The sequence below is a fragment of the Acidovorax sp. M2(2025) genome (genome assembly GCF_049330835.1).
In the GTDB taxonomy this organism is placed as follows: Bacteria; Pseudomonadota; Gammaproteobacteria; order Burkholderiales; family Burkholderiaceae_C; genus Acidovorax.
The window spans coordinates 2,217,413-2,243,395 of sequence record NZ_CP186262.1; the positions used below are offsets into that span (position 1 = coordinate 2,217,413).

Sequence of the window (25,983 nt, forward strand, 5' to 3'; positions counted from 1 at the left end):
TTCGATGCGACACATGGCACAGCACATGTCGACAAAATCCTGCTTCAGAACAGGTCAAACCACTTCCCACCGAATGGTGAAGAGGTGGCGGGTGTGGCTGGCGCGGTGCAGGCGTTTTTCCAGCGCGTCGATCAGCGCATCACGGCGCGCTTCGATCTCGTCTTCCACGGCGAAGATGTCTTGTCGCTGGCGGCGTTGATCACCTTCCACCTTTCGCGTCTCGTCCTGTAGTCTGCGGGCTTCGTCCATGCTCGTGGCCAGACGCGCCTGGCGCTTGAGGGTCTTGAGTTTGAGTTTGGTGTCCTCAAGGGCTTGCTCCGCAGCAAAGATGCGGTCCTCGGCCCAGGCATCCAGCTTGTCGCGTTCCTGCTGGAAGAACTTGTCGTTTTGCTCCAGGGCACGGCTGAGCGCCGCGTCCAGTTGCCGGCGTGCATTGCCTTGCAAGGTGTTGGGCGCCGGCAGGTCAATCGGGGCCACCGTTGCTGTCAACTGAAACAGCTTTTCGCATGTTTCTTGATCCAGCACCTTGTCGTCGTCGGTACAGCCCGTGAACACCAGATGTTCTTCGCGTTGAAAGCTGTCCAGCTCCAGCAAATTCAGTTGCAACCAGCCCCCCTTGCCGGCCAATTGCTCCACCACGCTGATGCGGGGCTTGGCTGAGCGGTATTCAAAACGCAGCAATGCCTGGGGTGTGGCGGTGTTTCGGCCCTGGTCGAGCACGTACTCGCCAAGAGGGTGGGTCAGGCGGTACACCCGGGCGTGTTCCAGCACCTTCTCCGCCACCGAGTCACCTTTGCGGATCAGTTGGTAGGTGCCTGGAGGAGCGGCGGCCACGGGCGGCTCAGGCAGATCGAATGACAGTTTGTTCAGATCGAAGCGAGCCCGGCCGTGCAAGACATGCTGAGTGAGCAGCCAGAACAGGCGCGAAACGCGGTCGAGCTGCGACTCTGCGCGCTCGCGGTGTGTGCGAAGGCGGTCATGGATGTCGGCGTCGAAGTGCTCCAGCAACAGGCGTTCGGTTTCCTGCATGCGCGCTTGGATGTCAGCGTCCAGCTCCGCTCGCAACTGCGCAAAGGCGGCCTCGATGGCTTGGGGGCTGCGGCATTGGTCGTAGATCTCGGCAATGCGGCGTTCAAAGTCGATGCCGCTTTCGATGCGACCCAGGATCTGGTCTGAAGCACCGAACACGCCGTCAAACAGGTGGAATTTGTCTTGCAGCAGCTCCAGCACGCGCTGGTCGGCTTCGTTGCGTTGGTTCAGGAAGTTGATGACCACCACGTCGAACTTCTGGCCATAGCGGTGGCAGCGGCCAATGCGCTGCTCAACGCGTTGAGGGTTCCAGGGCAGGTCGTAATTGACAACTAGCGAGCAGAACTGGAGGTTCACACCCTCGGCAGCGGCCTCTGTGGCAATGAGGATGTCTGCCTGCTCGCGGAAGTGGTCAATCAAGGCGGTACGTCGGTCGACGGCCGGTGACCCTGTGACACGGTCAGACCCGACATGACGGGCCAACCAGCGCTGGTAAATGCCGTTGCTGCCCGCCCCCTGGTTTTGACCGCTGAAGGTCACCACCTTGCCTGCATGGCCGTGCGCCTCAAGGAAGCGCGCCAGGTACTCCTGTGTGCGTCGTGATTCCGTGAAGATGACAGCTTTGCGCGCAGCGCCCATCTGGCCCATGCGCTCAAAGCCTTGATCAAGGGCTCGCAGCAGCGCGTGAGACTTCTGGTCTTCTCTCACTTTGCTAGCCAAGTCGATGTAGTGGTCGAGCTCGGCGATCTCGGATTTCAGCAAGGCCAAGTCCACGGCTGCGGGGGCACCGGTGGCTTCATCCTCAGCATCCAGCTCATCGACCAAGTCGGATTCGAGGTCTTCGTCGTCCAGCAGCTTGCCCAGCCAGTCTTCGTCAATGCTCTGCTCGTTCAGCAGCGCTTGCAGGCGGGCGCGCATGCCTTGCAGGGTTGCCAGCACGGCTTCGGTGGATGAGGCCAGCAACTTGCGCAAGACCAGTGAAACCAGGTGCTTTTGTCGCAGCGGGAAGCCGTAGCTGAAATCGCGTTGCAGGTAGGCCGTGATGCAGGCGTAGAGATCTTGCTCTGCGTCGCTGGGTGCGAAAGGCGTGGTCAGGGCATGGCGCTGTGTGTAGGGCACGTACTCCAGCACATCACGGCGCAGGGTGCGTTGCACGAAGGGCTTCAGGCGCTGTCGCAGGGCATTCAGATCGCCATCACTGTGGCTGTATCGGGTGCGGAAGCTGCGCTCATCACCGAACACGTTCTCGTCGATCAGCGAAGTCAGGCCATACAGCTCCATCAGGGAGTTCTGAAGGGGCGTGGCTGTCAGCAAGAGCTTTTTGCGGCCCGCCAAGGCGCGTTTGAGCGATTGGCCGGTTTCATGACTTTTGCGGTGGGCGTTGCGGAGCTTGTGTGCTTCGTCGATCACCACCACGTCCCATGGGATGGCGCCGAGCTGCTTTTCCATCCTCGTCGCGAAGTTGTACGACATGACGCTGATCACATCTCGGTTCAGCGGATCGAACTCGCCGGCCTTGCGCAGGAGTGCCCACGTGCGCGCATCGAGCACTTCGGCGGGCAAGCTGAACTTGTCTGACAGCTCTTGTGCCCATTGCTTTCGGAGAGCTGCAGGGCAGATCACCAGCAAGCGGCGGCGGTGCTCTGCCCAGAGTTGACACATCACCAGTGAGGCTTCGATGGTTTTGCCGAGCCCCACCTCGTCGGCCAGCATGACACCTTGGCTCAGCGGGTTTTGCAAGGCGAACAGCGCAGCATCTATCTGATGGGGATTCAGGTCAACGCTGGCGTCGAACAGCGATTGGGACAGTCGGTCTTCTTCGGAGGAGGACCGCTTGCGGGACAGTTCCCACGCGAAGTACTTGGCGTGGAATGCGGAAATGCTTTGAGCGCTGTTGGACACGATTTCTCCCCTTGCGGTCAGCTGTCTTTGTGGACGAAAGCGTAACCGATGGGCTGCAATCTCTGGTGGGCTGGGCTGCCCGTGTGCTCAGTACCCGGCTTGGCTGCTGCGGGGCGAATATCATTTGAGGAAATGCTAGAAATCGTTCGGGACTTTGTCAGTCAAAACCCAGGGTTGAAGGCGAGAACGATTGCTTCTCGCCTTGACATGGAGCGCTCCACCATCAACGCGTTGCTTCATGCGAACAAGGACACATTCCATCAGGACGAGTCTTCCTGCTGGTCTTTGGTGCCACCAGCGGAGCTGCGGGTTGAATTTGGGGTTGAAGGCAAGACGTGGCTGACCGCCAAAGACGTCGAGAAGTTGTTGAGCAAGGCCGGTTCGCCGCTGGACTCGCCGTGTCAGCGAGTGGTATTCAGCCTCAAAAAGGGCTCTCGTATGATGCTGGATGCGCTGACTCGACTGCTGGCGCTCAGCAATCAACTTGCTCACGCGGGCAAGACAGTGGTGCTGGACTTCACCGAGTCACGGAGCACGTTCACCTACTTGGACCGGTTGGGTTTTTTTGACCACTTGCATGGGGCGATTCTGGCGCTGCCCAAGCGGGCTTTGCGCGGCCGGTCTCAGGAGTTCAGGGGCAACAATGATGGCCTTATGGAGCTTCGGTCGATCGATCCAACGAAGGAAGATCGTGAGGTGCCCGATCTGCTGGAGCGCAGTTTCGTAAGTTGCGCGGGGGAAAGCTATTCCGTTGCGGTCAGCACCATCTTGTACGAGCTATACCGTAATGTTCTTGAACATTCGGGTACGAAAGCCCCAGGGCTGGCTGGACTTCAGTTCTATAAGGCGAGCGGAAGAATCCAGGCCGTCATATCAGACAGTGGTGCAGGGATCGTCGGAACCTTGATGCCTGTGCTGGAGGCGCGCTACCCCGAGGTGGCTAAAAAAATTGCATCCGCGAAAGGTCACCCCGGTGTTGCGTTGTTGAAGCAGGTCTTTTCATCGGGTGGCATCAGCAAGGTTGACGATGATGGCCGTGGAACCGGGCTGAAGATCTCGGGGGACAAGGCGAAAAAGTTCAAGGCAGCGATATCCGTTCGGCAAAGCGATTTTGAGTTGCGCATCGAGCACAGTGACGACGGCGTGCGGTTTGCGCCTGCCACCAACCTGGTGCTCATCGAAGGTACACACATTTGTTTCGACTTCAGGCTCACGCTTGACGCCCCCGGCAACGCTCTTTAAACTGCTAAAATGAACCGGAATTCCATCGTCGTGAAACTACGCGACTTCACGGGGGGCACTGATCGCCCGTTTGGCAATAGCCAAGGGAAGGCTGTTTTCCGTGGCCTGGCGGACTTTGTGGAGGCTCATCCGGCCACTCGGGTGTTCGGTATCTCCCTTGATGGCATTGAGGCGACCGACGCCTCTTTCCCTCGTGAAAGCGTGATCGCCCTCGCCAAGCAACTGCGTGGCGAGAGAGGTATCTATCTCACGGATCTGCACAACAGGGACTTGATCGACAACTGGAGCTATGCGGCGCTGGCCAAGGCGCAGCCGATGGTCATTTGGAACGGGCAAGACTTTGAAGTGATCGGGCCCGAGATGAACCAAGCGACCAAGGCGCTCGTCCACTACGTGCTTCAGCAGGGTCAAGTGACGACCTCTCAGGTTGCGGCCGATCTGGGCCTGTCTGTACAGAACGCCAGCACGCGGCTGAAGAAGTTGGTCCTGGAGGGCTACTTTTTGCGCGTTGAGGAAGTGGCTGAGACAGGCGGCATCGAGTTCAAGTACCTTGCCATCAAATAATCTGAGTAAACAGCTTGCTTTAAACAGAACTTGGTGGTAGTCTTCACGCCAAGTCCACGGCAGTGTTGTTGCGGGCGAAGTTAAACAGATTCATTTAAGCAGAAAGAAAGGACACTGCAATGAGCGCCCAAAACCAGCCTACGGCGAACAGCCAACATGAAATCGGCACCCATGAACTGCACCTGATCAGCGATGAGCTGTGCACCGTGCGCGTTTGTACCCCGCCCAACGCGCATGAGGCGCTTGGGGAACACCTTCTCTCTTTGGTGGGGCATCCTACTTCCCCTGATCAGATCGTGCTGCAGTTGCTGCACGGCGGAGGAATGGAGAGCATCCGGCTCGATGAGCGCATCAACTTGGCGCAGGGGAACACGTTCGTGATTTCCTCGGGCGATCGGGTTTACCGCTTCACCATCGATGGCAAGCAGTATGAGTGGCCACATCGCTTCATCTCTGGGGCGCTGCTGCGAATGCTTGCGGGGAACCACCCTCAGACGGTGATCGAGTTGATCGGTCCGCAAGACACAGTGGAGGTCGCCGTCAACGAGCGTGTTGACCTGACTCTCCCCGGCGTTGAGACGTTCAAGTCGCGGATCAAGCCTCAGGTCTGGACCTTGTCGATCCAGGGGGTCTTGTTGGAGTACACCCAGCCAGAGGTCAAGGTGGCAGACGCCATGGCGCGAGCTGGCTACGACCCGAACAAGTCGTGGCACATCTACTTGATCGTGCATGGCCAGCAAAAGCAGGAGATTACGAGCGACTATGTCGTGGACTTGCGCCAGCCGGGAATTGAGAAGATCAGGCTCATGCTGCGAGACGTCAACAACGGGGAATGCGCTTCACTTGCGCCTACCCGTGCCTTTCAGCTTCTGCCCAAGGATCACCAGTACCTGGATGCCCTCGGCCTCAAATGGGAAACCGTGATCGAGCACGATGCAGCCGCCGGCGCCACGCGACGCTGGTTGCTCATCCATGACTACCCCCTGCTGGAGGGCTTCTCGCAATCCAAGGCCCAATTGGCCCTGGAGATCGTGCTGGACTATCCAGCCGCCCAGATCGATATGTTCTATTTCCTGCCGCTTGTCTCACTGGCCAACGGCCAGGAGGTTCCCAGCACCCAAGTGCGGGCAACCATCAAGGGGGCGACTTTTCAGGGATGGTCGCGCCACCGCAATGGGGCGAGTGCATGGGATCCGAACTCAGACTGCGTGCAGACCCAGCTGGCTTTGGTTGAATCTTGCATGCTCAAGGAGCTGGGCGCATGACGCCCGCAATCACGCTGAGTCTGACGCAGGCAGCTCACCGACAGTTGTTGGCTCACCTGTTCCCCGGTGATGGCAAGGAGGCCGCCGCCGTATTGGTGTGCACACGTGTACCCGAACCGCGTGTGCGGCTGTTGGTGAAAGACCTTGTTCTGGTGCCGCATCAAGCCTGCAGCCGCCGTACGGAAAACGCTCTGACTTGGCCTGGCGAGTACATCGAGGCAGCAGTTGATCTGGCGGAACCTGCTGGGTTGAGCATCATCCTGCTGCATTCCCATCCAACGGGCTACCCGGACTTTTCTCGGGTCGACGATGAGAGTGACTCGGAGGTCATCCCGTGCCTTCAGGCCGCGGTCGCGGCGGATCATGGGTCAGCCGTAATGCTGCCTGATGGTCGTATCTTGGCGCGCATGTACAGCCGAAACGGCCAAGTGACATCGGTCGACCTTGTGTCGGTGGCGGGGGATGACCTGAGCTTCTGGTGGCGTGAACAGATTGCTGCCCCGGCATCGCGCCCAATGGCGTTCACCCCCGAGATGAGCAAGGAGCTTGGGCGTTTGACCGCCTGCGTCATTGGTGTTTCTGGCACGGGCTCCGTGACGGCTGAGCAGGTGTGTCGACTGGGTTTCGGACGTGTGATCGGCATCGACCATGATCACGTTGAAGAGAAGAACCTCAACCGGATACTGAACACCACCCTGGCTGATGCACAAGGCGCGAAGATCAAAGTCCACGTGTTTGCTGATCGCATCAACCTCTTGCGGGCAGAACCCTTTTTCTCGCCAGTGGACGCTGATGTGATGACCCGGCGTGCGGTGATGGCGGCGGCTCAAGCAGATGTCGTCTTTTGTTGTGTCGACAAGCTTCGCGCACGGATGGTGGCAGACCGCCTGGCTGCGGCATTCCTGCTGCCATTGATCGACGTGGGTGTGGCCATCCCCACTCGTGCTACACCGCACGGACTGGCGATTGCAGAAGTCACTGGGCGTGTGGACTACGTGTTCCCTGGTGGAAGCAGCTTGGCTGATCGCGGTGTTTACACCGCCGCAACTCTGCATGCTGAGGCCCTTGAGGAGGCAGACCCAGCGGCACATGCCGAGCAAGTCAAGGCAGGTTACATCGATGGCATGCCCGAACAAGGCCCTTCGGTGATTACGCTCAACATGCGCGCCTCAAGCGCATGCGTCATGGAGTTCATCGCCAGGGCATACCCATTTCGGCAACAGCCAAACTGCAGCTTCGCACGCACGCGCTTCATGCTCGCAGAGGCATTTGAAGAGCATGAGACCGAATCGGCTTTCCCGGTGAAATCAACCCCGTTGCTGGGGATCGGTGCCACGGAGCCGTTGCTGGGACTGCCGGTGCTTGGTCCGCAGGAGCGCGAATGAGCAAGCTGAAGATTGCCTGGCTCAGGCTGACTGAGTGGTGGGCTGGTCCTCGAAAAGTGATTGATGTGCGGGGCGAGTTGCCGCCTGATCAATTGCCGTCAAGAGATTTGGTGTTGCTGCGTGAAGGTGGGGAATCATGGTCGGTCATGATGCGTTGCCCTTGCGGCTGCGGCCAACCAGTGGAGCTTCCGCTGATTCGTGAGGCCCGTCCTCGTTGGTCACTTCAGGTCGACTCGGACGGCCACCCCACGCTTTCACCCTCTGTCTGGCGGAGCGAGGGATGTCGCGCACACTACTTTGTAAGGGGCGGCAAAGTGGTGTGGGTGTGAGAAGCTCACGCTGTGCGGTGTGTGCCATGGATGGGCCCGTTGCAAACATGCCTCAACTAAGTCATGGTTCCTTTGATGGTTCCTTCGTGGAATGTCCAGCCGCTTACGTTCAACGACCTGAACTGCTAGCTCAGACGCCCTTCAGCAGGGTCAGCACCTGCTCTGGTACCGCATTGGCTTGTGCCACCATAGCAGTGCCCGCGTTTTGCAAGATTTGCTGGCGGGCCAGTTGCGCCGTCTCTTGGGCAAAGTCGGCATCGACGATGCGCGCGTGCGCGGCAGCGGTGTTCTCTGACGAGATGTCCAAGTTGGCAATCGTGGCTTCAAAGCGCGACTGCACAGCACCAAGTTGCGCCCTTACGCTGCTGACGCGATTGATGGCAGCATCAAAAACCTGCAGTGCCTCGTTTGCTTTTCTGGTTGAAGCAAAAGAGACATCGTCCAGTGCTACTCGCTTGATCGGGTTTCCGCGTATCAGCCCCGTGCGCGTCTCGTTACCGTCAACATCGTATTCAACTTTGGAATCTCCCTTGAAGGTGAAGGCACCATCGGACACAAGTTCCAGGGCGCTGATAGCGTAAGCATCATCAGTACCGAAGACGCCAGTGCCAAGCGTGCTGGGAAATGTAGAGGGAGAGGTCCAACCCACAAATCCCGTTTCGCCAGTCTCCTCCCACCCCAAATCCGCCAAAACGATATCTGCGGCAGGGTTGGTGTCATTCATGATGTGAAGGTTTTCGCCTTCAGTGTTGACCAGCCTGAAAAACGGCCGTCCTCGATCCAAGAAGAAGTTCTCTGCCCGCACGCCCGTCACGCCAGCTGCTCGATTGATGGCCTCCATTGCGTCCAATGCAGCATTCGGTGACCCATCCCAGGCGAATGACACTGACTGCGCCTTGCTGTAATCCTCGCCTGCGACCAAGCGCAAGGTGATCTGACCTGAGAAATTGGGCAGCGCAGAGAAGGACAGGCTCGCTTCGGCGTTTGCCTGGATTTCCGGCACAAATTCTTGGCTGTTGATGAGCCTTGCTACCTGTCCGACATTCCACACGCCGTCAATTGACAGCTCCTGTCCCTGAATCTCCAACTTCCTGCCGGTGGCACCCGTTGCGATGGAGGTCATCCAATTGTTGAAGCCGCTTCTGCCAAAATCTTGGAAGCGCGGCCAATCCAGGTCTCCTGTGTTCCCCGTCAAAGACGTAGATACGCTGTGAAAACCCAAGGTATTTGCTTTCAACGCAGGCACTGACACATCAATTGTCTGCCCAGCGTTGGCTCCCACCTGGAACGTCTGCGCGGTGAAGCTTCCGTCCAAGAGCTTATGGCCGTTGAAGTTAGCCGTTTGCGACATACGCTCAAACTCTTGCAGCAGCTGCGAGTACTCGGCGAACAGGGCTTGTCTGTCACTCCGAGAGTTGGTGCCGTTGGCCGCTTGCACAGCCAACTCGCGGCCACGTTGCAGGATGTTGGTCATCTGCTGAATTGAGCCTTCTGCTACCTGGGCCAGCGAGATGCCATCGTTGGCGTTGCGTTTAGCGGCGTCCATGCCCTTGGCCTGCGTGAGCATGCGTTCACTGATGGCCAAGCCCGCCGCATCGTCCTTGGCCGTATTGACGCGCAGGCCCGAAGACAGGCGCTGCATGGTGGTTGCCAAGCCTGCCTGGTTCGCACTCAAGTTGCGCTGCGCGTTCAGCGACGGAACGTTGGTGGAAATGGTCAGTGCCATGCCACTCCCGCTGCTTCAATCCATGCCGCAACGGTCCTTACGGCACCAACGCCGTTGAGTGCATTCCTCTGCCCACTCGAAGTCTGCCTCCCCGTCATTGATGCTCCCTCCTGCTGCGATAGGCCGCCTCGACCGTCGTTGAAAGCTACGTAAATCGTAGCATCTGAGAATATGCAGATAGACCGCCATCAAAGGCGGGAAGTAGCGGTGAATAGCTACGTAATTCGTAGCTTTGAGGGGTGTCCGTGGGAGTGGTGTGAGATTGGCGTAATGGCGCTAACGCTTGCTGCACGTCGTTGAGCTCAGCAACCCATAGGGAGCTACGGGAGAGGCGCAGGCGGCATTCATCGTCAGGATTTGCAGCCGATGCAACGTAACTCGTAGTATCGACAGAACCACATAACTACGACTCTCGTAGTCCTATGGGACGAGAGATGTCAGAGGCAGATCAACGGTGGGGAGCAAGGCTCAAGCAAGCCAGGCTCAATGCTGGGCTGTCTCAAAAAATGCTGGGGATCGAGGCTGGAATTGATGCCTTCGTGGCGAGCACGCGAATCAACCGTTACGAACTGGGCATCCACCGCCCCGACTTGCTTACCGTGCGCAAATTGGCCAAGGTGCTAGATGTACCTGTGGCGTTTTTCTTTGCGGATGAGGATGATGACATTGCAGAGCTGCTGCTCTTGTACAAGAAGGCTAACGCGACTGCGCGCAACGATGCTCTGAAGGTGTTGGCGGTTTAGGAATGCGCGGACGAGGCTGAGCCACCACGTTGCCCAACAACATCAGGGCTAACGATGCCAAAGCCTGAGCCCTGTGGCTCGGAAAAACCGAGCCACAGGGCTGCAAACACTACCCCATCAAATCAGAGATATCGGCCGTCGTTCCGTCGCCCGCGCCCGTGGAAAAACACAGTTCCACCCCCTTCTCCCGCAGCGCTGCAAGAAGCACCTGCAGCACAGACGAATCTGCAGATGCCGCAGCGCGAGAGGCAACGCCACGCTTGCCCTTGGCGCGTGCTTGCATCGCAAGCTTTGCTTCGGCCGCAGCGATCTCCGCCTTCGCCAATTCTTTCAGCTCACGATTCTTGCGCTTGACCGTCGACAACACATGGCAGTGATCACGCAACTCCGCTGGGGGCACAACCAGCCGATCGAGCGACAACAACCCGCTGAGCCCAGGGATCGCCATGCGGCAGTGCTCCTTCCAAGGAATGTCAATGTCGATGCGAAGGCGCTCCTGAATGCGGCGCTTGATCGGCGACTTCTTCCACTCGCCTGACTGGAGCTTCGAGTGCCGATTCACCGGCTTGCCCTTCAGATACCAGTCGAGCACTGACTGTTCGCGCTCACCCAACCCATCCATATGGCGCTTTTGAGGCTTGTTGACCCGATAGTCCACGTCCACCTTCAACAACTGGCGCAGCCAGTTGAACTCACGTTCGTAGATTGCTTCCCCCTTGGCACCCCGCCATGCCTGAGGGTCATCGAGCCCGTTGGAAATCAGGTAGTGGGAGTTCAGCGTGATCTCAATACGGAGCAGCTTCTGTCCCAACGTGTAGATTTTATTCGCCACCTCAGGGGACTCGAAAGAAGAATATGTGCCAGCCTGATTTCGATCCTTGATATAGAACCGCGTTGAGCGATGATCCGTCTTATTGATATACCACGACTCACTATCTCCGGAGCCTGCAAAGCCGACCTTTTTCGATGCCTTTTCGGATTGGCTACGCGGTGACTTCAAAACAATTCCTGCGTAGCGCTTGAGTTTTTTCAGAAGATTTTTCGCCTGTGTCGCAGACTCATACTGCAAACAGAAGGTTAGCGTGATCTCCTGAAAGCTACAGTGCTCCACCCCGATGGTATTCACATAGCTCGGGCTTACCCCCTTCTTAATCAATAAGCGTTGCAGCATATAGACACAGGTAGGCACAGAATAATGTACGAGGTTGTGAACGATCACATTGCTCCCAACCAGAGCTGCTGGGTGATTTTGCGAAAAAACATAGGCACACACCTCATGCACCGCATTGGTAATCGCTGAAATCTTGTTGTTGGCAGTGGTCAGTCCACAAATATGATCATCCACGGGTTTGAGGGTCAGAACACTCTTCTCATCAATGACGATTAAGTACTTTGCGGGAAACAGGATGGGCCCATGCTCAGGAAGAACTTTTGGAAGGCGGATGATCAGTTTTTGTGAGTCGGACATAAAATTCTTTCTTAAGTGTTGATGCGTGACCAGTTGGCTTTTCATGGGCGTGTCCGTGATGACCAGTGCAGTGTTGCGCTACTCATATGCTCGACACTTCATTGCTTTGCCATTTGGCCACTTGATTGGTTTACAGGATTGGTTAGTTTTAGCTGTTCAACTATTGCTTGGTCATAGCTAATCAATTACTACAAAACAGTGCATTCGAGCTGCGCGCCTACTCCAGCAATTCGTCCAAAAATCGCCAATTTCTAGCGGTTTTTTGGCATTAATAGGGATTTTTTTGATGGGAGGCGCGCTTGATAAATCGTGGATTTATGCCGACGCAGATGGCGTCCAAAGCGAGCCTGAATTCAGAACTTTGCGCAAATCCTGAACGCTCCAAACGGCAATACGGCTGCCCAGCTTTTTAGGAGCTGGCAAAGCGCCGGATTTGCACAAACGCCAAACCGTGGCACGGGATACCCCCAACAGCATCAGCACCACGGGCAGGCGGACATAGGCCTCATCGGGAAGGCCGTTGAAGTTGCGTAAGGGATCGGGAAGGGTGAGACGCGCTTCTTTGCGCTTGCGCGCCACCTTGTCGTTGTTGAGCGTGACGGCTTGCAGCTTTTCATTCATGGATCTACTCCAGGTATGTGCTACGGACAACAGCGCGACGTGCGCTGTGCCCAGCCATCGGTGTTCACAGTTTTTTTCAGAATGTTGTTCAGATCCCTGCAAACCCGCACCAATGCTTGCTTTGCGGCCCATTCGCTGTGCGCCGAGCAACGATTGATCTGACAGTGCGCGACGCAGCACACGCACTCGAGTGGAAAGTGGCAATGGTAGAAATTCGCTCTAAAATCTCGGAGTGGAAAGTGGAGCAATGAGGGTGAGTGCGCAAAGCTGCCCAGGTGGAAAAGTGGGCAACCGTGCCGTGCTGGAGTACAAGAAAAATGGAGAAGGAGGTGCCGCTGACGCCGCCAGAACTAGCGACTCGTGCAGAGCGACGTCACTCGCTTGGAGAGTCGTTTTCTGAATGAAGCGATGCCTGTGGCGGCGATCGAATAGATGGGTAAAAGCGCAGTTCCTGAAAATACAATCAACCAACCAATTAATCGCTATGAAAATGAGACTATTAGAGTCAGCATCCAATTTGAGGTCCGATTGGACGTATGAGTTTTTCATTCAATTGATCTTGAAACATGAAAAGCCCAATCCTATTTCTGCTGACCCCGAAGTTAAACCACAAAAGAAACAAATCCCTGATAGCTTGAATGAGGTATTGGCGATGCATAAGATTGCATCAAAACCCATTGCAAGGGAATCAAGGGAGGATCTTGAAGCAAGAAGAAGCGTTCAGAAAATCCTGGCCAATGAATCGCCATCTATTAATTTAAAAACAAGTCTTCATAAAATATTTTGGTACAGAATCTGGTTTTACCTCGTTCTGCGTGGCGTGCTGAATAAAGGCTACTTTATTGAGCATTACACCTCGTGGAGGAAGTCGAGTGGCGCTAGGTATTTTGAGGTTTTGCTTTCTGGCGGCAATAAGACTATTGGCAGTAAATCAATCCCTATTGACGTGTTCCTGCTGGGTGGATTTCCATCAAAAGATGAGATTGAAAGTAAAATTGAATTGATTGAGCCGCTAATTTCCAGGCCGCTAGTAAAGAATAATAAAAAGAAAAGTGTTGTTGATATTGTCGGGAGGCATAATCTTGAGAATATCAAAATAGATGTAGACAAGGCCGTTGCGTCTGGAAAAATTGCAGGGCTTGCAAAATCCAGAGGGAAAGATGCCCGCCATAAGTACAGCGGCAATAGAAAAGATCTTTATCGTGAGATTTCAAGAAAAATTGGAACGCAAACGAAGGAGAGTATGTTTATTAGAGGCGTCTCTGAATTTGTCGAGACAAAAGCGAAATGATGGGTCGCAGTGTGCTGAGAGGGTGATGCAGTCATCGCAATTCAAGCCTCCGTAAAATCAGGCAATAAGCATTTTGCATTGGGTTATTGAGTTAATCGAAATTTCATTTGCATTGAAAATGCCGTGTAATTTACTTCCGCAATATTCTGGCATTTGCACAAAATCAACAATGCCGGTGCTGTGATATAATGCCAGCATAAGTTTATTTTGATTTTTCAATCGACTTTTTTTGGTAGTTTGTCAAAAAATCAATATCAGCTTCCCGCATTCGCCTGTATTCCCAGGTCGTTTACCCCCCCCAGCTTGACTCCCCTCGTGCCGTGACGGCACGGTAGCTTGCGCGCGGCTTTCGCCATGGCCGCGCGCGTGGCGCGGCCATGGCCGTGGCCGTTTCATTGCGGAGGTGCTGGCTGTGCGGTGGCGTATCGCCAGGGCCGGTGGCGGAAGGCGTTGAGTGCATTGCCGCACTGTGCTTCGCGGTTTGCGTGGTTCGGTGCTGGCACTCGGCACAGCGCCTCGTTCCCCTTTCCCTTTCTCCATTTCTACTCAGGAGCTTTCCCATGACCTCTTCGCCTGGTCAGGCCGCCGCATGCGCGCGTTACGAACAACAACGCACGCCCTTGTTCAGCTTGGGTACCGTACTGATCACCCCCGGTGCAATCGACATGCTCGAAGCACTGCAGTTGGCACCGCTGCCGTTCGTACTGCGCCACGTCGCGGGGGATTGGGGTGACCTGTGCCAGGAGGACAAGGAAGCGAACGCTGCGGCGCTCACTTACGGCAGCCGTTTGCTGTCGGCCTATGACATCCCGCCGAACCACCGGCTGTGGATCATCACGGAGGCCGACCGGCGCTCGACGACCTTGCTGCTGCCGGAGGAATACTGAGCAATGCTGCATTCCTACCATTGCCACCCCCGCATTAGCGCTGGCATGCATGGCCCCATGGTGGGCAACCAGCGGCTGCACGTGCGCCAGGGGGAGGTGGATGCCACTTGTGGCTACCACTGCGTTTTGATGGCATTGATGGTGTTAGGCCAAGTGCGGCGCAATGCGCTGATTTGGGACACCCGCGACATGCGCTTGCAAGCGCTGCGCAAAGTGGCGCAGCGCTACTACTTCGATGGCTGCGAGGTTCAAGAGCTGCAGCAGCAGCTGGCCCCCTATGCCGAGCAGGTGCACTGCAAGGAATTGCGCTCGCGCGTGGCGGAACGCACCTTGGATGCCCTGGCAGACGGAAAGCTGTGCTTGGTGTGCTTTTCTACGGAGCGCTACATGCACTGGGTGCTGGCGGTGGGCTTGCGCTTCGAGGCGGAGGAACCCGCCGACTTGCTGGTGCTGGACCCGGCCATGGCCCCGATACCGCTGGTGCCCTGGAACGCCATGCTGACCGGCTGGGCGAGCAAGCAGCCACGGCGTGTGGTGGCCACGCTCAGTGAGCGCGTGAACATCGACGCGGTGTTGGTGCTGTCGCCTGTGGTGCAGGCGCAAGAGGGCGAGTAGGCCGTTCGGCAGCTTTGTCGTTCAGCTTCGCTCGTTTTCCTGTTTTTCTTCTTCCTGAACTTCCGCTTTCCGCAGCGCTGGGCTCACAGCTCAGTGCCGCTGCTGCATGGGTGCAGGGCGGGCGGGGGGGCGGTTTTGCGTTGTTTTGTTTGGAGGTGCTTTGTTATGACCGACGATTCCTTGACGCCCCCACCGCTGGAGCGGTTGCTCACGGCGCTGTTGGAGTTGCCGCCCCTGCCTGGGCTGGTATCTCCCCACGCAGCCGGTGATGGTGCGGCGCAGCTGGTGCTGGAGGTGATGGACACGGCGCTTCACACCCCGCCCGCGCAACCCCAGCGCATTGCTGCAGTGCGGTATTTCTGCAAACACGCCCGTCACCGCCTGGGCTTGGCGTCCTGGCGGGATCTGCAAGCCTTGCTGGAACAGTACCCGCAAAGCGACGAAGGCGATGGCGAAGTGGCGCGCTTGCTGTGGGGTGTGGAGGCCCAGGAGCATGTGCGTGCGCTGCGCGTGCTGGTGTGGTTCATGGCGGCGTATGACATCACCGAGCTGGGGCAGTGGCATGCATGGATGGGCACGGCCGGGTTTGAAGAAGCCTTGCGCGAATCGCTCGATACGCTGGGCGCGGTGGCGGTGGTGCTGTTGTGGCAAGCCAAGTCGGGGCGTACCGACCACGCCTGGGTGTTGCGGTTTGCCCGCAGGGCGCTGGGGCATTCGGTCAGCGAGGGGCCTGCCATGCTGGCGTTTCGGGATGCGGCAGAGGCAATGGGGGTGCCGCAAAGGGTGCTGGCCCGGCAAGTAGCCCATTGGGAGCGGGCAGCGATGGGCATTGACGATGCGTCGGGCCTGCGAGTGCTGTGGTGGCAGTGTATGGCCGATGCGTTGCAGGTGCATGTAGCCCAAGAAACAAGCGCCGCCGCGAGTAGCGACGAATGGCGTGTTGAGTTGTCACCAAGGTCGGCATTGCGTTACGGCGACGCTGGCGTGGTGCTGGAGCCGCAGGCGAGGGAACTGCAAGCCAACGCGCCCGTGGTCACAGCGCTGCGACTGCGCCAAAGAAGCTGGGCGCAAGGCTTGGGCCTGTGGCTGGAGATTCAGGGGGAGGGGCGGCTGTCTGCGGTGCATCAAGCGGCCATTGCCGAGCGGTTTGAGGTGGCCGGCCACCAGGCGCCGCAGCTGCGATATGTAAGAGCCCAAGCCACATGGCTGGCGACATGGCACTGGGATGAAGCGGTTTGGGTGCCCAGAGATATGCCAGTGGCCGACGTGAAGCGCTGGGCGCTGGAGACGGCACTCAAAGCGACCGAACACTGGCTGCTGATGTGCGGCATGGTGGCGCTGGCGGGGAAGCCGCTTGGTACGCCGGCCATAGGCAGCAGTTTGGTGGGCATTGATGCAAAAAGGGAAGCCACCAATGAAAAAAAGTTCTAGGGCCAGGGGCGCTAGAACTTCTTCAGGCTGGTGGGTGTGCCGCTTTCTGAGCCAAAACTGGCTGAAAGCAACCGTATAACCAGCCGTATAACGGTTTGATGATTTTGCTAAAAGTCTTTGAAAATCAACAACTTAGAGCCATATCTGGCGGAGAGGGCGGGATTCGAACCCGCGGTGGGGATTAGCCCACACACGCTTTCCAGGCGTGCGACTTAAACCGCTCATCCACCTCTCCTGAGCCTCAAATTGTAGCACGCGAATTTGAGGTGTTGCCGCTGGGATGAAGAAGACTTGCTGTCGCCGGGTGCCGCGTCAGGGCACTGCGGGCGAGGTGGGCGCCGGGCTTGGTTCCGAGTCGGAGGCGGCGGCTGGGACGCGATGGCTGCCGGCTTGCTCGATCCGGTTGCGCCCGGCGGTCTTGCCGCGGTACAGGGCGGCGTCGGCTTCGTGCATGGCGTGGTCGAGTTCCTGCGCGCTCGCAAAGCCTTCCGAGAGGCCGATGGTCACGGTGCAGCGGATGGGGGCTTGCGGGCGGGTGCCGAGGGGCACGATGGCGTTGCTGCGCTCGATGGCCGTGCGGGCGCGCTCGGCCAGGCGCAGGGCACCGGCCGTGTCGGTATCCAGGCAGACCAGCACGAACTCTTCGCCGCCCACGCGGCTGGCCAGGTCCCCCTGGCGGATGAGGCCCTTGAGTACGTCGGCCACGTGGCAGAGGACGGCGTCGCCCACTTGGTGGCCGTAGGTGTCGTTGATGTGTTTGAAGTGGTCAATGTCTGCGATCAGGAGGTGTGCGGGGCCTGCGGTGCGTGAGCGGAAGTGGGCTTCCAGCCCCTCCAGCAGCCCGCGCCGGTTCAGCAGCTGGGTGAGCGGGTCGCGGGCGGCCATGGCGCGCAGTTCGTCGGTGAGGCGGCGCAGCACCAGCCAGATGATGGAGGGCGCGAGCACGGTGGCCAGAAAGGACATGTACAGGTAGAACACGGTCTGGAACCGGCTGCCCATGTCCAGGGCCGGCAGCCCTCCCTGGAGGATGATGGCGAACTTGGCCGCGTTCAGCGCACAGAGGCCGCCGATCAGCACTGCGAACAGGCACATCTCCCCGTGCAGGTCCCTGGCAAAGGTTCGTGCGCCCTGGACCACGGCGGCTGCCATAGCCAGGAAGAGGAGGGCAGAAAGGCCCGATAGCAGGGCGTAGCGGGCCGCCGTGCCCAGCACCCACTGCACGGCCACCTGCGCCGCGGTGTAGGCCAGGGCGAGCGTGATGAGGGGGCGCCACAGGGGCGTTGGCCGGCCGAAGAACCGCAGGGCGCCGATCGAGTAGACAACGGGGGCGCAGAGGGTCAGGGTGTGGTTGGCGACGCTCAGGGCGTCCCACCCCGGCGGCCCGCCGAGCTGCTGCAGCACGTACGCCGAGCCCAGCAGGAAATTACCGACGGCAAACACCTCCATGCCCAGCTTCTTGCCTTGCAGGCGTGCACTGATCAGCAGGAACATTGCGCCGAAGCACAACAGGTGCACGCAGAGCATGCCGACGACGAGGGTGGCGGCCATGGGGTCTTGCCAGCGGAGGGTTTGGGGGGAGAGGGGGGGCGGAAGCGGGCCATCTGCAGCGGGCGGGGCCGCCGCTGGAAAAGCCCCGGTGCGGATGCTCGGCTTCGGGCACGGCCCGCGGCGCGGACCGTGCGGCGGCAGCCTGCGGCGGCCGGAATAGCCGGCGGCCGTTGCCGCCGTCAGCTGCGGGCCGTGCCCGTGGCCTGCACCATCTTCATGGCCGAGCCGATCAGCGCGGACACTTCGGTCATGTTGCTGGGCACGATCAGCGTGGTGGTGGCGTCGCTGGCCACCTGGCTGTAGGCGTCCACGGCTTTTTCGGCCACCTTGAGCTGCACGGCCTGCTCGCCGCCCGGCTGGCGGATGGCGGCGGCCACGCGCTCGATCGCTTGCGCCGTGGCTTCGGCCACGGCCTTGATGGATTCGGCCTCGCCCAGCGCCTTGTTGATGACGGCCTGCTTTTCGCCCTCCGAGCGCGCAATGAACGCCTCGCGTTCGCCGGTGGCGATGTTGATCTGCTCCTGGCGGCGGCCTTCGGAGGCGGCAATCAGCGCGCGCTTTTCACGTTCGGCCGTGATCTGGGCCTGCATGGAGCGCAGGATTTCCGCGGGCGGCGTGAGGTCCTTGATCTCGTAGCGCAGCACCTTCACGCCCCAGTTCAGGGCGGCTTCGTCGATGGCCGACACCACCTGCGCGTTGATCATGTCGCGCTCTTCAAAGGTCTTGTCCAGCTCCAGCTTGCCGATGACGGAGCGCAGGGAAGTCTGCGCCAGCTGGGTGACGGCCATGATGTAGTTGCTGGAGCCATAGCTGGCGCGCATGGGGTCGGTGACCTGGAAGTACAGGATGCCGTCCACCTGCAGCTGCGTGTTGTCGCGGGTGATGCAGACCTGGCTGGGCACATCCAGCGGGATTTCCTTGAGGCTGTGCTTGTAGGCCACCTTGTCGATGAACGGCACCAGAAAGTTCAGGCCCGGCGAGAGCGTGCCGGCGTACTTGCCCAGGCGCTCCTTGACCCAGGCGTTCTGCTGCGGCACCACCTTCACCGAGCGGATCACGAACACCACGAAGATGATGAAGAGGACGGTGGCAATGACGGTTGTGTCCATGGAATACCTTTGGAGATTGCGTGCGACGCAAGGGGTTGTGCGAAGGGAGAAGGCCGCCACGAAGGCCGCCGGCCGGGCGTGCCTGCGGCGGGGTGGCGCGGCGGCTACACGGGGTCGACCAGCAGGCGGTTGCCTACCAGCTCCGCCACGCGGTGCATCCCGACGGAGGGCGTGATGCCCGGGCGGTGTATGGCCGTCCACGTGGTACCGCGGTACTTCACGCTGCTGGTGCCATCGGCGTTCCATGCTTCGATCAGCACGGTTTCGCCCACGTCCAGGTTCACGCTGCGGTCCGCGCGGGGCGAAGGGTCGCCGGGGCGCTGCCTTTTCATCTGGTGCAGGCCGACGACCAGGCCGGCCCCCACCACGGCGGCAGCCACGATCTGCAGCGGGGCGGACAGGCCCAGGTGGGCCGCAATGGCCCCCGCCACCAGCCCGACGGCCACCATCAGCAGGTAGAAGGTGCCGGTGGTCAGCTCGGCCACCACCAAGGCCCCCGCGGCCAGCCACCAGACAGTGGATTGCTCCATACCCGACCTCCTTGTTGTGGTTGTGTTTGTGGCACCACATTCTGGTTCAAAAGCGCAGCGGTTCAAAGGCGCGTCAACGTTATTCCTTACACTTCGCGCCTCTTTCCATTTTTGCCGGGCAGGGCACGGCTGCACGGAGGCTGCGCATGAAGTTTCGCTTTCCCATCATCATCATCGATGAAGACTATCGTTCCGAGAACACCTCCGGCCTGGGCATCCGCGCCCTGGCGCAGGCCATCGAGTCCGAAGGGTTCGAGGTCGTGGGGGTCACCAGCTACGGCGACTTGTCACAATTTGCGCAGCAGCAAAGCCGGGCCAGCGCGTTCATCCTGTCCATTGACGACGAGGAGTTCACCCTGGGCGAGGGGCTGGACCCCATCGTGCTGAGCCTGCGCAACTTCATCGGCGAGGTGCGCCGAAAGAACGCGGACGTGCCCATCTACGTGCATGGCGAGACCAAGACGGCGCGCCACCTGCCCAACGACATCCTGCGCGAGCTGCATGGCTTCATCCACATGTTCGAGGACACGCCCGAATTCGTGGCGCGCCACATCATCCGCGAGGCCAAGAGCTATCTGGAAAGCGTGCAGCCGCCGTTCTTCAAGGCGCTGCTCGACTACGCGGAAGACGGCTCCTACAGCTGGCACTGCCCCGGCCACTCGGGCGGCGTGGCATTCCTCAAGAGCCCGGTGGGACAGATGTACCACCAGTTCTACGGCGAGAACATGCTGCGCGCCGACGTGTGCAACGCGGTGGAAGAGCTGGGGCAGCTGCTGGACCACAACGGCGCCATCGGCGAATCCGAGCGCAACGCCGCGCGCATCTTCAACGCCGACCATTGCTTCTTCGTGACCAACGGCACGTCCACGTCCAACAAGATGGTGTGGCACCACACCGTGGCCCCGGGCGACGTCGTGGTGGTGGACCGCAACTGCCACAAGTCCATCCTGCACAGCATCATCATGACCGGGGCGGTTCCCGTGTTCATGAAGCCCACCCGCAACCACTTCGGCATCATCGGGCCCATCCCGCAAAGCGAGTTCGAGCCCTCGGCCATCCAGGCCAAGATCAAGGCCAATCCCTTGCTCAAGGGCGTGGACGCCAAGAAGGTCAAGCCCCGCGTGCTCACGCTCACGCAGAGCACGTACGACGGCGTGCTCTACAACACCGAGACCATCAAGGGCATGCTCGATGGCTACGTGGACAACCTGCACTTCGACGAGGCCTGGCTGCCGCACGCGGCGTTCCACCCGTTCTATGGCAGCTACCACGCCATGGGCAAGAAGCGCACGCGCCCCAAGCACTCGGTGACCTACGCCACCCAGTCCATCCACAAGCTGCTGGCGGGCATCAGCCAGGCGTCGCACGTGCTGGTGCAGGACTCGCAGACCACCAAGCTGGACCGCCACCTCTTCAACGAGTCCTACCTGATGCACACCAGCACCAGCCCGCAGTACAGCATCATCGCCAGCTGCGACGTGGCGGCCGCCATGATGGAGCCGCCCGGCGGCACTGCGCTGGTGGAGGAAAGCCTGCTGGAGGCGCTGGACTTCCGCCGCGCCATGCGCCAGGTGGAAGACGACTTCGGCAAGAACGACTGGTGGTTCAAGGTGTGGGGCCCGGACAAGCTCGTGGACGAGGGCCTGGGCCGTGCCGAGGACTGGATCATCCGCAGCGATGGCAAGGGCAAGAAGAACGGTAGCAAGTGGCACGGCTTCGGCCAGCTGGCCGACGGCTTCAACATGCTGGACCCGATCAAGTCCACCATCGTCACGCCGGGCCTGAACCTGGACGGCAAGTTCGACAAGACCGGCATTCCCGCGTCCATCGTGACCAAGTACCTCGCCGAGCACGGCGTGGTGGTGGAGAAGACGGGCCTGTACAGCTTCTTCATCATGTTCACCATCGGCATCACCAAGGGCCGCTGGAACACGCTGCTCACGGCGCTGCAGCAGTTCAAGGACGACTACGAGAAGAACCAGCCCATGTGGCGCATCCTCCCGGAGTTCTGCCAGCAGCACAAGCGCTACGAGCGCATGGGCCTGAAGGACCTGTGCCAGCACGTGCATGAGATGTATGCCAAGTACGACATCGCGCGCCTGACGACCGAGATGTACCTGTCGGACCTCACGCCCGCCATGAAGCCATCCGACGCATACGCCCACATCGCGCACCGCCAGACCGAGCGCGTGGAGATCGACCAGCTCGAGGGCCGCATCACCGTGGGCCTGGTCACGCCGTACCCGCCGGGCATTCCGTTGTTGATTCCGGGCGAGGTATTCAACAAGAAGATCGTGGACTACCTCAAGTTCGCGCGCGAGTTTGCCAAGCTGTGCCCCGGCTTCGAGACCGACATCCACGGCCTGGTGGAAGTCGAGGACGAGAACGGGCAGGTGCGCTACTACGCGGACTGCGTGGCCGAGGGCCATAGGTCCACGCGCAAGAACCCGTCGCCCCTGGCCACTGCGGAGAACCTGGTGCAGCAGGGCGACGACGGCCCTTACGGCCGCATCGTCTGAGCGCCCGCGCAGGCCGCCGCTGGTGCGGCCCCGGCCCGCGCGGTCGGTGTTGTACCTGGATTTTTGATGGAATGGGATTCCAGGGCTGGTGTAGCAAGCGCTGGATGCTATATTTTTGATAGCAAATCGGGCGACGTGACCCCGCCCAGCGGATCCGTCAGTGCGGCGGCGGGTCCTCGCGCACGCGCACAAAGCTCGCAAAGCGCGGCACGCCGCCCTCGTGCGTCCCGCGGAAGCGGTAGGTCACCCAGCTGCCCACGGCGGGCGGGTGGGCGCGGTCGGCATCGCTGAAGCCGGCGCCCAGCTTGAAGCGCTGGCCGGACGGCATTTCCACCAGCAGCGCGCCCAGGCGCCCCGCATGTTTGCCCCGGCCGGGCAGGTGGGCCACCACGCGGGCCTCGGCGTCCTCGTGGGGCTTGAGCTTGACGAGATCGTCGCTGCGGCCCGCCTGGTACAGCGACGCGCCCCGGTGCAGCATCAGCCCCTCGCCGCCTTCGCGCACCGTGCGCCGCAACAGGGCTTGCAGGGCAGCGTCCGAGGCCACCCGGCGCTGCGCAACCGCCTGCACCCAGGGCTGGCCGATGCCTGCCACCAGGGTGTCGAGGGCTGGAATGCGCTGGTCAAAGGCGCCGCTGTGGCCGGGCAGGTCGAACACCATGAAGCGCATCTGCCGCCACGCGGCGTCGTCGGGCCGCTGCTGGCGCACGGTGGACTGGGCATGGGCAAAACGGCCACGGCCGGCCCACAGCTCGCCGTCCATGGGCGTGGCGGGCCAGCCGGCCGTGAACCAGGGCGGGGCCTGGATGGTTTCGCCGCCACGCGTGCGCAGGTGCTGGCCGTCCCAGAAGCCGCGCACGCCGTCGTATTTCTCGCTCACCCAGTAGTCCGCCAGGGGCAGGCCGGGGCGGTAGACATTGGCCAGCAGCAGCGCCGGGGGCTCGGCCGCTTGCGCGGCGCGGGGGGCTGCGCCCAGGCCCGCTGCGGCAGCGACCGCCAGCCAACTCGCACTGACAAAAATCCAGCCGCGGCGGCTGGAACTATCAAATTGATAGCTTCCAGCGCTTGCTGGATAAGCGCTGGAGCCCATTTTCTCTTAAACCTGATCGGCGCTCAGGCCGGCCGTCTGGCTGAAGCCGCCGTCCACGTACGTGATCTCGGCCGTCACGCCCGAGGCCAGGTCCGACAGCAGGAAGGCCGCCACGTTGCCCACGTCCTCGATGGTCACGTTGCGGCGCAGGGGCGCGGCGTCGGCCACGCGCGAGAGCAGCTTGCCGAAGTCCTTGATGCCGCTGGCCGCCAGGGTCTTGATGGGGCCGGCGCTGATGCCGTTGGCGCGCATGCTGCGGCCGTCCTCGGTGCGGCCCACGGCCTCGGCCAGGTAGCGCACGCTGGCTTCCAGGCTGGCCTTGGCCAGGCCCATGGTGTTGTAGTTGGGGATGGAGCGCAGCGCGCCCAGGTACGACAGGGTCAGCAGCGAGGACTTGTCGTTCAGGTAGGGCAGGGCGGCCTTGGCCATGGCCGGGAAGCTGTAGGCGCTGATGTCGTGGGCGATGCGGAAGCCCTCGCGCGAGAGGCCGTCCAGGAAGTTGCCGGCAATCGCCTCGCGCGGCGCAAAGCCGATGCTGTGCACGAAGCCGTCGAATTTGGGCCAGGCCTTGGACAGGTCGGCAAACATGCGGTCGATCTGCTCATCGCTGGCCACGTCGCAGTCGAACACCAGCGTGGAGTCGAATTCGGCGGCGAACTCGGTGATGCGGTCCTTGAAGCGCTCGCCCACATAGCTGAACGCCAGCTCGGCGCCCTGCTGGTGGCAGGCCCGGGCGATGCCGTAGGCGATGGAACGGTTGGACAGCACGCCCGTGATGAGCAGCTTCTTGCCGGTCAGAAAACCCATGTGTTGTTCTCCTTGGAATGGTGTGGAATGCGGCACCCGCGTGGGGCGTGCAACGTAGGGCAGAATTGTCGCATGCGGTTTTGGCTGACTTTCCTGCTGGCGGTGTGCGCGGCTCCTGCCTGGGCCGCCCATGGCTATGCGCTGTGGGGCGACCTGAAGTACCCGCCCGGGTTCGCGCACTTCGACTACGTGAACCCCGACGCCCCCAAGGGCGGCGAACTGCGCATGGTGAGCAACCTGCGCTACTCCACCTTCGACAAGTACAACCCCTTCACCATGAAGGGCTCGGCCCCGGCGTACCTGAGCGACCTGATCTTCGAGTCCCTGCTCACCGGCTCCATGGACGAGACGGCCTCGGCCTACGGCCTGCTGGCCGAGGACGTGCAGGTGGCCGACGACCGCCTGAGCGCCACCTTCCGCCTGCGGCCCGAGGCGCGCTTTCACAACGGCGACCCGGTGGAGGCCGCCGACGTCAAGTACAGCTACGAGACGCTGATCGGGCCCTACGCCTCGCCCAGCTACGCCACGCTGCTGCAGGAGGTGGCGGGGGTGGACGTGCTGGACAAGCGCACCGTGCGCTTTCGCTTCAAGCAGCCCAACCGCGAACTGCCGATCACCGTGGGCGGCGTGCCCGTGTTCAGCCGGTCCTGGGGGCGCGGGCCGGACGGCAAGGCCAAGCGCTTTGACGACATCGTGACGGACATGCCCATCGGCAGCGGTCCCTACCGCATTGGCGAGGTGAGCTTCGGCCGCGACATCACCTACCAGCGCGACCCGCAGTACTGGGGCCGCAACCTCAATGTGGTGAAGGGCGCCTTCAACTTCGACCGCATCACCGTCAAGATCTACAAGGACAACACCGCCCGGCTCGAGGCCATGAAGGCCGGCGAGTTCGACTTCATGACCATCTACTCGGCCGGCGACTGGGCCCGCCGCATCGACGGCAAGCTATTCAAGAAGGGCGTGCTCGTCAAGAAGGACATGAAGCACCAGCTGCCCGCGGGCTTCCAGAGCTATGTGCTCAACACCCGCCGCCCGCTGCTGCAGGACGTGCGCGTGCGCGAGGCACTGGGCCTGGCCATCGACTACGAATGGATGAACCGCCAGATGTTCTATGGCGGCTATCCGCGCGTGAAAGACCTGTTTGGCAACACCCAGTGCGAGGCCCAGGGCAACCCTTCGCCTGAAGAGCTGGCCCTGCTCGGCCCCTGGCGCGGCAAGGTGCCCGACGCCGTTTTCGGCCCCATGTACACGCCGCCCACCACCGAGGGAGAGGGCCATTCGCTGCGCGCCAACCTGCGCCGTGCGCGCGAGCTGCTGGCCGAGGCCGGCTGGACCTACCGCGACGGCGCGCTGCGCAATGCCGAGGGCCAGGCCATGGTGATCGAATACCTGGACAGCAAGGAGGGCGGCGCGCGCACCGTCACGCCGTGGATCCGCAACCTGGAGAAGCTCGGCATCACCCTGCGTTTCACCGCCGTGGACTTTGCGCTGTACCTGCAGCGGCTGGACAAGTTCGACTACGACATGATCAGCCTGGCCTACCCCGGCACCTACAACCCCGGGCAGGCGATGAAGGAACTGTTCGGCAGCCAGGGCGTGAAGGTGGAGGGCTCCAGCAACCACGCGGGCGTGAACAGCCCGGCCGTGGACGCGCTGGTCACGGCGCTCACCCGTGCGAAGAGCCAGGCCGGGATGCTGCCCGCCTGCCGCGCGCTGGACCGGGTGATCATGCACAGCCACTACCTCATCCCGCAGTGGACGCTGGCCTCGCACCGCGTGGTCTACAACCAGCAGCGCCTGGCCTACAAGGAACCCATGCCCCCCTATGCCAGGGCCGAGGAATGGCTGATGTTCTCGTGGTGGGCCAAAGAATGAAACAGCA

At 60.7% G+C, this 25,983-nt stretch carries 21 protein-coding genes and 1 tRNA gene; 12 read left to right on the forward strand and 10 right to left on the reverse strand.

Annotation, left to right across the window (positions count from 1 at the left end; genetic code table 11):
• Positions 1 to 54: 54 nt before the first annotated feature.
• The gene (locus ACOYR3_RS10290; protein WP_422846328.1) at positions 55 to 2,931 is read right to left on the reverse strand and encodes an SNF2-related protein; all 2,877 of its coding nucleotides are present in this window, start codon (positions 2,929 to 2,931) and stop codon (positions 55 to 57) included.
• A gap of 207 nt (positions 2,932 to 3,138) precedes the next feature.
• On the opposite strand from ACOYR3_RS10290, the gene ACOYR3_RS10295 reads away from it, so the two are divergent.
• The 5 genes from ACOYR3_RS10295 to ACOYR3_RS10315 all read left to right on the forward strand — a co-directional run bounded on the left by ACOYR3_RS10295 (position 3,139) and on the right by ACOYR3_RS10315 (position 7,716).
• On the forward strand, positions 3,139 to 4,173 hold the full coding sequence (locus tag ACOYR3_RS10295; protein WP_422846329.1) for a hypothetical protein: 1,035 nt from the start codon (positions 3,139 to 3,141) through the stop codon (positions 4,171 to 4,173).
• Between the two features lie 9 nt (positions 4,174 to 4,182).
• The gene (locus ACOYR3_RS10300; RefSeq protein WP_422846330.1) at positions 4,183 to 4,737 is read left to right on the forward strand and encodes a DNA-binding protein; all 555 of its coding nucleotides are present in this window, start codon (positions 4,183 to 4,185) and stop codon (positions 4,735 to 4,737) included.
• Between the two features lie 119 nt (positions 4,738 to 4,856).
• On the forward strand, positions 4,857 to 6,002 hold the full coding sequence (locus tag ACOYR3_RS10305; protein WP_422846331.1) for a multiubiquitin domain-containing protein: 1,146 nt from the start codon (positions 4,857 to 4,859) through the stop codon (positions 6,000 to 6,002).
• Positions 5,999 to 7,387, forward strand: coding sequence for a ThiF family adenylyltransferase (locus ACOYR3_RS10310; protein ID WP_422846332.1), 1,389 nt, complete (start codon positions 5,999 to 6,001; stop codon positions 7,385 to 7,387). Before ACOYR3_RS10305 ends, ACOYR3_RS10310 begins: the two co-directional genes overlap by 4 nt.
• Positions 7,388 to 7,536: 149 nt before the next feature.
• Entirely contained in the window at positions 7,537 to 7,716 is a 180-nt protein-coding gene (locus tag ACOYR3_RS10315; protein WP_422846567.1) for a DUF6527 family protein, read from the forward strand.
• Positions 7,717 to 7,846: 130 nt separating this feature from the next.
• On the opposite strand, the gene ACOYR3_RS10320 is transcribed toward ACOYR3_RS10315, so the two are convergent.
• A complete protein-coding gene (locus ACOYR3_RS10320) occupies positions 7,847 to 9,442 on the reverse strand; it encodes a flagellin (protein WP_422846333.1) in 1,596 nt (531 codons plus the stop codon).
• 434 nt (positions 9,443 to 9,876) lie between these two features.
• Here ACOYR3_RS10320 and ACOYR3_RS10325 point away from each other — a divergent pair, with 434 nt between their 5' ends.
• Complete coding sequence (locus ACOYR3_RS10325; protein WP_422846568.1) at positions 9,877 to 10,185, forward strand: helix-turn-helix domain-containing protein; 309 nt, start codon at positions 9,877 to 9,879, stop codon at positions 10,183 to 10,185.
• 109 nt (positions 10,186 to 10,294) lie between these two features.
• On the opposite strand, the gene ACOYR3_RS10330 is transcribed toward ACOYR3_RS10325, so the two are convergent.
• On the reverse strand, positions 10,295 to 11,698 hold the full coding sequence (locus ACOYR3_RS10330) for a hypothetical protein (RefSeq protein ID WP_422846334.1): 1,404 nt from the start codon (positions 11,696 to 11,698) through the stop codon (positions 10,295 to 10,297).
• 270 nt (positions 11,699 to 11,968) lie between these two features.
• Positions 11,969 to 12,274, reverse strand: a complete 306-nt coding sequence (locus ACOYR3_RS10335; RefSeq protein WP_422846335.1) for a helix-turn-helix transcriptional regulator — start codon at positions 12,272 to 12,274, stop codon at positions 11,969 to 11,971.
• A gap of 559 nt (positions 12,275 to 12,833) precedes the next feature.
• Between ACOYR3_RS10335 and ACOYR3_RS10340 the strand changes: the two genes are divergently transcribed.
• From ACOYR3_RS10340 to ACOYR3_RS10355, 4 genes are all read left to right on the forward strand, one after another.
• Positions 12,834 to 13,565: a hypothetical protein gene (locus ACOYR3_RS10340; RefSeq protein WP_422846336.1), complete on the forward strand. Its 732-nt coding sequence runs from the start codon at positions 12,834 to 12,836 to the stop codon at positions 13,563 to 13,565.
• 560 nt (positions 13,566 to 14,125) lie between these two features.
• Positions 14,126 to 14,452: a type I restriction endonuclease subunit M gene (locus tag ACOYR3_RS10345; protein ID WP_422846337.1), complete on the forward strand. Its 327-nt coding sequence runs from the start codon at positions 14,126 to 14,128 to the stop codon at positions 14,450 to 14,452.
• Positions 14,453 to 14,497: 45 nt separating this feature from the next.
• Positions 14,498 to 15,067: a hypothetical protein gene (locus ACOYR3_RS10350; RefSeq protein ID WP_422846338.1), complete on the forward strand. Its 570-nt coding sequence runs from the start codon at positions 14,498 to 14,500 to the stop codon at positions 15,065 to 15,067.
• 165 nt (positions 15,068 to 15,232) lie between these two features.
• Positions 15,233 to 16,498: a hypothetical protein gene (locus tag ACOYR3_RS10355; RefSeq protein ID WP_422846339.1), complete on the forward strand. Its 1,266-nt coding sequence runs from the start codon at positions 15,233 to 15,235 to the stop codon at positions 16,496 to 16,498.
• Between the two features lie 145 nt (positions 16,499 to 16,643).
• Here the strand turns inward: ACOYR3_RS10355 and ACOYR3_RS10360 are convergent.
• From ACOYR3_RS10360 to ACOYR3_RS10375, 4 genes are all read right to left on the reverse strand, one after another.
• Positions 16,644 to 16,733, reverse strand: a tRNA-Ser gene (locus tag ACOYR3_RS10360).
• A 77-nt stretch (positions 16,734 to 16,810) separates the two neighbouring features.
• Complete coding sequence (locus ACOYR3_RS10365; RefSeq protein WP_422846340.1) at positions 16,811 to 18,046, reverse strand: GGDEF domain-containing protein; 1,236 nt, start codon at positions 18,044 to 18,046, stop codon at positions 16,811 to 16,813.
• A gap of 179 nt (positions 18,047 to 18,225) precedes the next feature.
• Complete coding sequence (locus ACOYR3_RS10370) at positions 18,226 to 19,155, reverse strand: SPFH domain-containing protein (protein ID WP_422846341.1); 930 nt, start codon at positions 19,153 to 19,155, stop codon at positions 18,226 to 18,228.
• A gap of 104 nt (positions 19,156 to 19,259) precedes the next feature.
• The gene (locus tag ACOYR3_RS10375; protein ID WP_422846342.1) at positions 19,260 to 19,685 is read right to left on the reverse strand and encodes an NfeD family protein; all 426 of its coding nucleotides are present in this window, start codon (positions 19,683 to 19,685) and stop codon (positions 19,260 to 19,262) included.
• A gap of 146 nt (positions 19,686 to 19,831) precedes the next feature.
• Between ACOYR3_RS10375 and ACOYR3_RS10380 the strand changes: the two genes are divergently transcribed.
• Entirely contained in the window at positions 19,832 to 22,204 is a 2,373-nt protein-coding gene (locus ACOYR3_RS10380) for an Orn/Lys/Arg decarboxylase N-terminal domain-containing protein (protein ID WP_422846343.1), read from the forward strand.
• Between the two features lie 157 nt (positions 22,205 to 22,361).
• On the opposite strand, the gene ACOYR3_RS10385 is transcribed toward ACOYR3_RS10380, so the two are convergent.
• Together ACOYR3_RS10385 and fabI are read right to left on the reverse strand one after the other, a co-directional pair.
• A complete protein-coding gene (locus tag ACOYR3_RS10385; RefSeq protein ID WP_422846344.1) occupies positions 22,362 to 23,291 on the reverse strand; it encodes a DNA ligase in 930 nt (309 codons plus the stop codon).
• A gap of 6 nt (positions 23,292 to 23,297) precedes the next feature.
• Positions 23,298 to 24,098, reverse strand: a complete 801-nt coding sequence (gene fabI / locus ACOYR3_RS10390) for an enoyl-ACP reductase FabI (protein WP_422846345.1) — start codon at positions 24,096 to 24,098, stop codon at positions 23,298 to 23,300.
• A 72-nt stretch (positions 24,099 to 24,170) separates the two neighbouring features.
• Between fabI and ACOYR3_RS10395 the strand changes: the two genes are divergently transcribed.
• Positions 24,171 to 25,976 (forward strand): extracellular solute-binding protein, encoded by a 1,806-nt coding sequence (locus ACOYR3_RS10395; protein ID WP_422846346.1) that lies wholly within the window; start codon positions 24,171 to 24,173, stop codon positions 25,974 to 25,976.
• Positions 25,977 to 25,983 lie beyond the last annotated feature (7 nt).

What these genes read in the sequence shown, in the direction of transcription:
- ACOYR3_RS10300 (WP_422846330.1), top strand. Translation starts at nt 4,183, where the DNA reads ATGAACCGGAATTCCATCGTCGTGAAACTACGCGACTTCACGGGGGGC.
- ACOYR3_RS10365 (WP_422846340.1), bottom strand. Translation starts at nt 18,046, where the DNA reads ATGGCCGCCACCCTCGTCGTCGGCATGCTCTGCGTGCACCTGTTGTGC.
- ACOYR3_RS10380 (WP_422846343.1), top strand. Translation starts at nt 19,832, where the DNA reads ATGAAGTTTCGCTTTCCCATCATCATCATCGATGAAGACTATCGTTCC.
- ACOYR3_RS10295 (WP_422846329.1), top strand. Translation starts at nt 3,139, where the DNA reads ATGGAGCGCTCCACCATCAACGCGTTGCTTCATGCGAACAAGGACACA.
- ACOYR3_RS10315 (WP_422846567.1), top strand. Translation starts at nt 7,537, where the DNA reads ATGCGTTGCCCTTGCGGCTGCGGCCAACCAGTGGAGCTTCCGCTGATT.
- ACOYR3_RS10305 (WP_422846331.1), top strand. Translation starts at nt 4,857, where the DNA reads ATGAGCGCCCAAAACCAGCCTACGGCGAACAGCCAACATGAAATCGGC.
- ACOYR3_RS10310 (WP_422846332.1), top strand. Translation starts at nt 5,999, where the DNA reads ATGACGCCCGCAATCACGCTGAGTCTGACGCAGGCAGCTCACCGACAG.
- ACOYR3_RS10355 (WP_422846339.1), top strand. Translation starts at nt 15,233, where the DNA reads ATGACCGACGATTCCTTGACGCCCCCACCGCTGGAGCGGTTGCTCACG.
- ACOYR3_RS10330 (WP_422846334.1), bottom strand. Translation starts at nt 11,698, where the DNA reads ATGAAAAGCCAACTGGTCACGCATCAACACTTAAGAAAGAATTTTATG.
- ACOYR3_RS10395 (WP_422846346.1), top strand. Translation starts at nt 24,171, where the DNA reads ATGCGGTTTTGGCTGACTTTCCTGCTGGCGGTGTGCGCGGCTCCTGCC.
- ACOYR3_RS10345 (WP_422846337.1), top strand. Translation starts at nt 14,126, where the DNA reads ATGACCTCTTCGCCTGGTCAGGCCGCCGCATGCGCGCGTTACGAACAA.
- ACOYR3_RS10385 (WP_422846344.1), bottom strand. Translation starts at nt 23,291, where the DNA reads ATGGGCTCCAGCGCTTATCCAGCAAGCGCTGGAAGCTATCAATTTGAT.
- ACOYR3_RS10350 (WP_422846338.1), top strand. Translation starts at nt 14,498, where the DNA reads ATGCATGGCCCCATGGTGGGCAACCAGCGGCTGCACGTGCGCCAGGGG.
- ACOYR3_RS10375 (WP_422846342.1), bottom strand. Translation starts at nt 19,685, where the DNA reads ATGGAGCAATCCACTGTCTGGTGGCTGGCCGCGGGGGCCTTGGTGGTG.
- ACOYR3_RS10335 (WP_422846335.1), bottom strand. Translation starts at nt 12,274, where the DNA reads ATGAATGAAAAGCTGCAAGCCGTCACGCTCAACAACGACAAGGTGGCG.
- ACOYR3_RS10370 (WP_422846341.1), bottom strand. Translation starts at nt 19,155, where the DNA reads ATGGACACAACCGTCATTGCCACCGTCCTCTTCATCATCTTCGTGGTG.
- ACOYR3_RS10325 (WP_422846568.1), top strand. Translation starts at nt 9,877, where the DNA reads ATGTCAGAGGCAGATCAACGGTGGGGAGCAAGGCTCAAGCAAGCCAGG.
- ACOYR3_RS10320 (WP_422846333.1), bottom strand. Translation starts at nt 9,442, where the DNA reads ATGGCACTGACCATTTCCACCAACGTTCCGTCGCTGAACGCGCAGCGC.
- fabI (WP_422846345.1), bottom strand. Translation starts at nt 24,098, where the DNA reads ATGGGTTTTCTGACCGGCAAGAAGCTGCTCATCACGGGCGTGCTGTCC.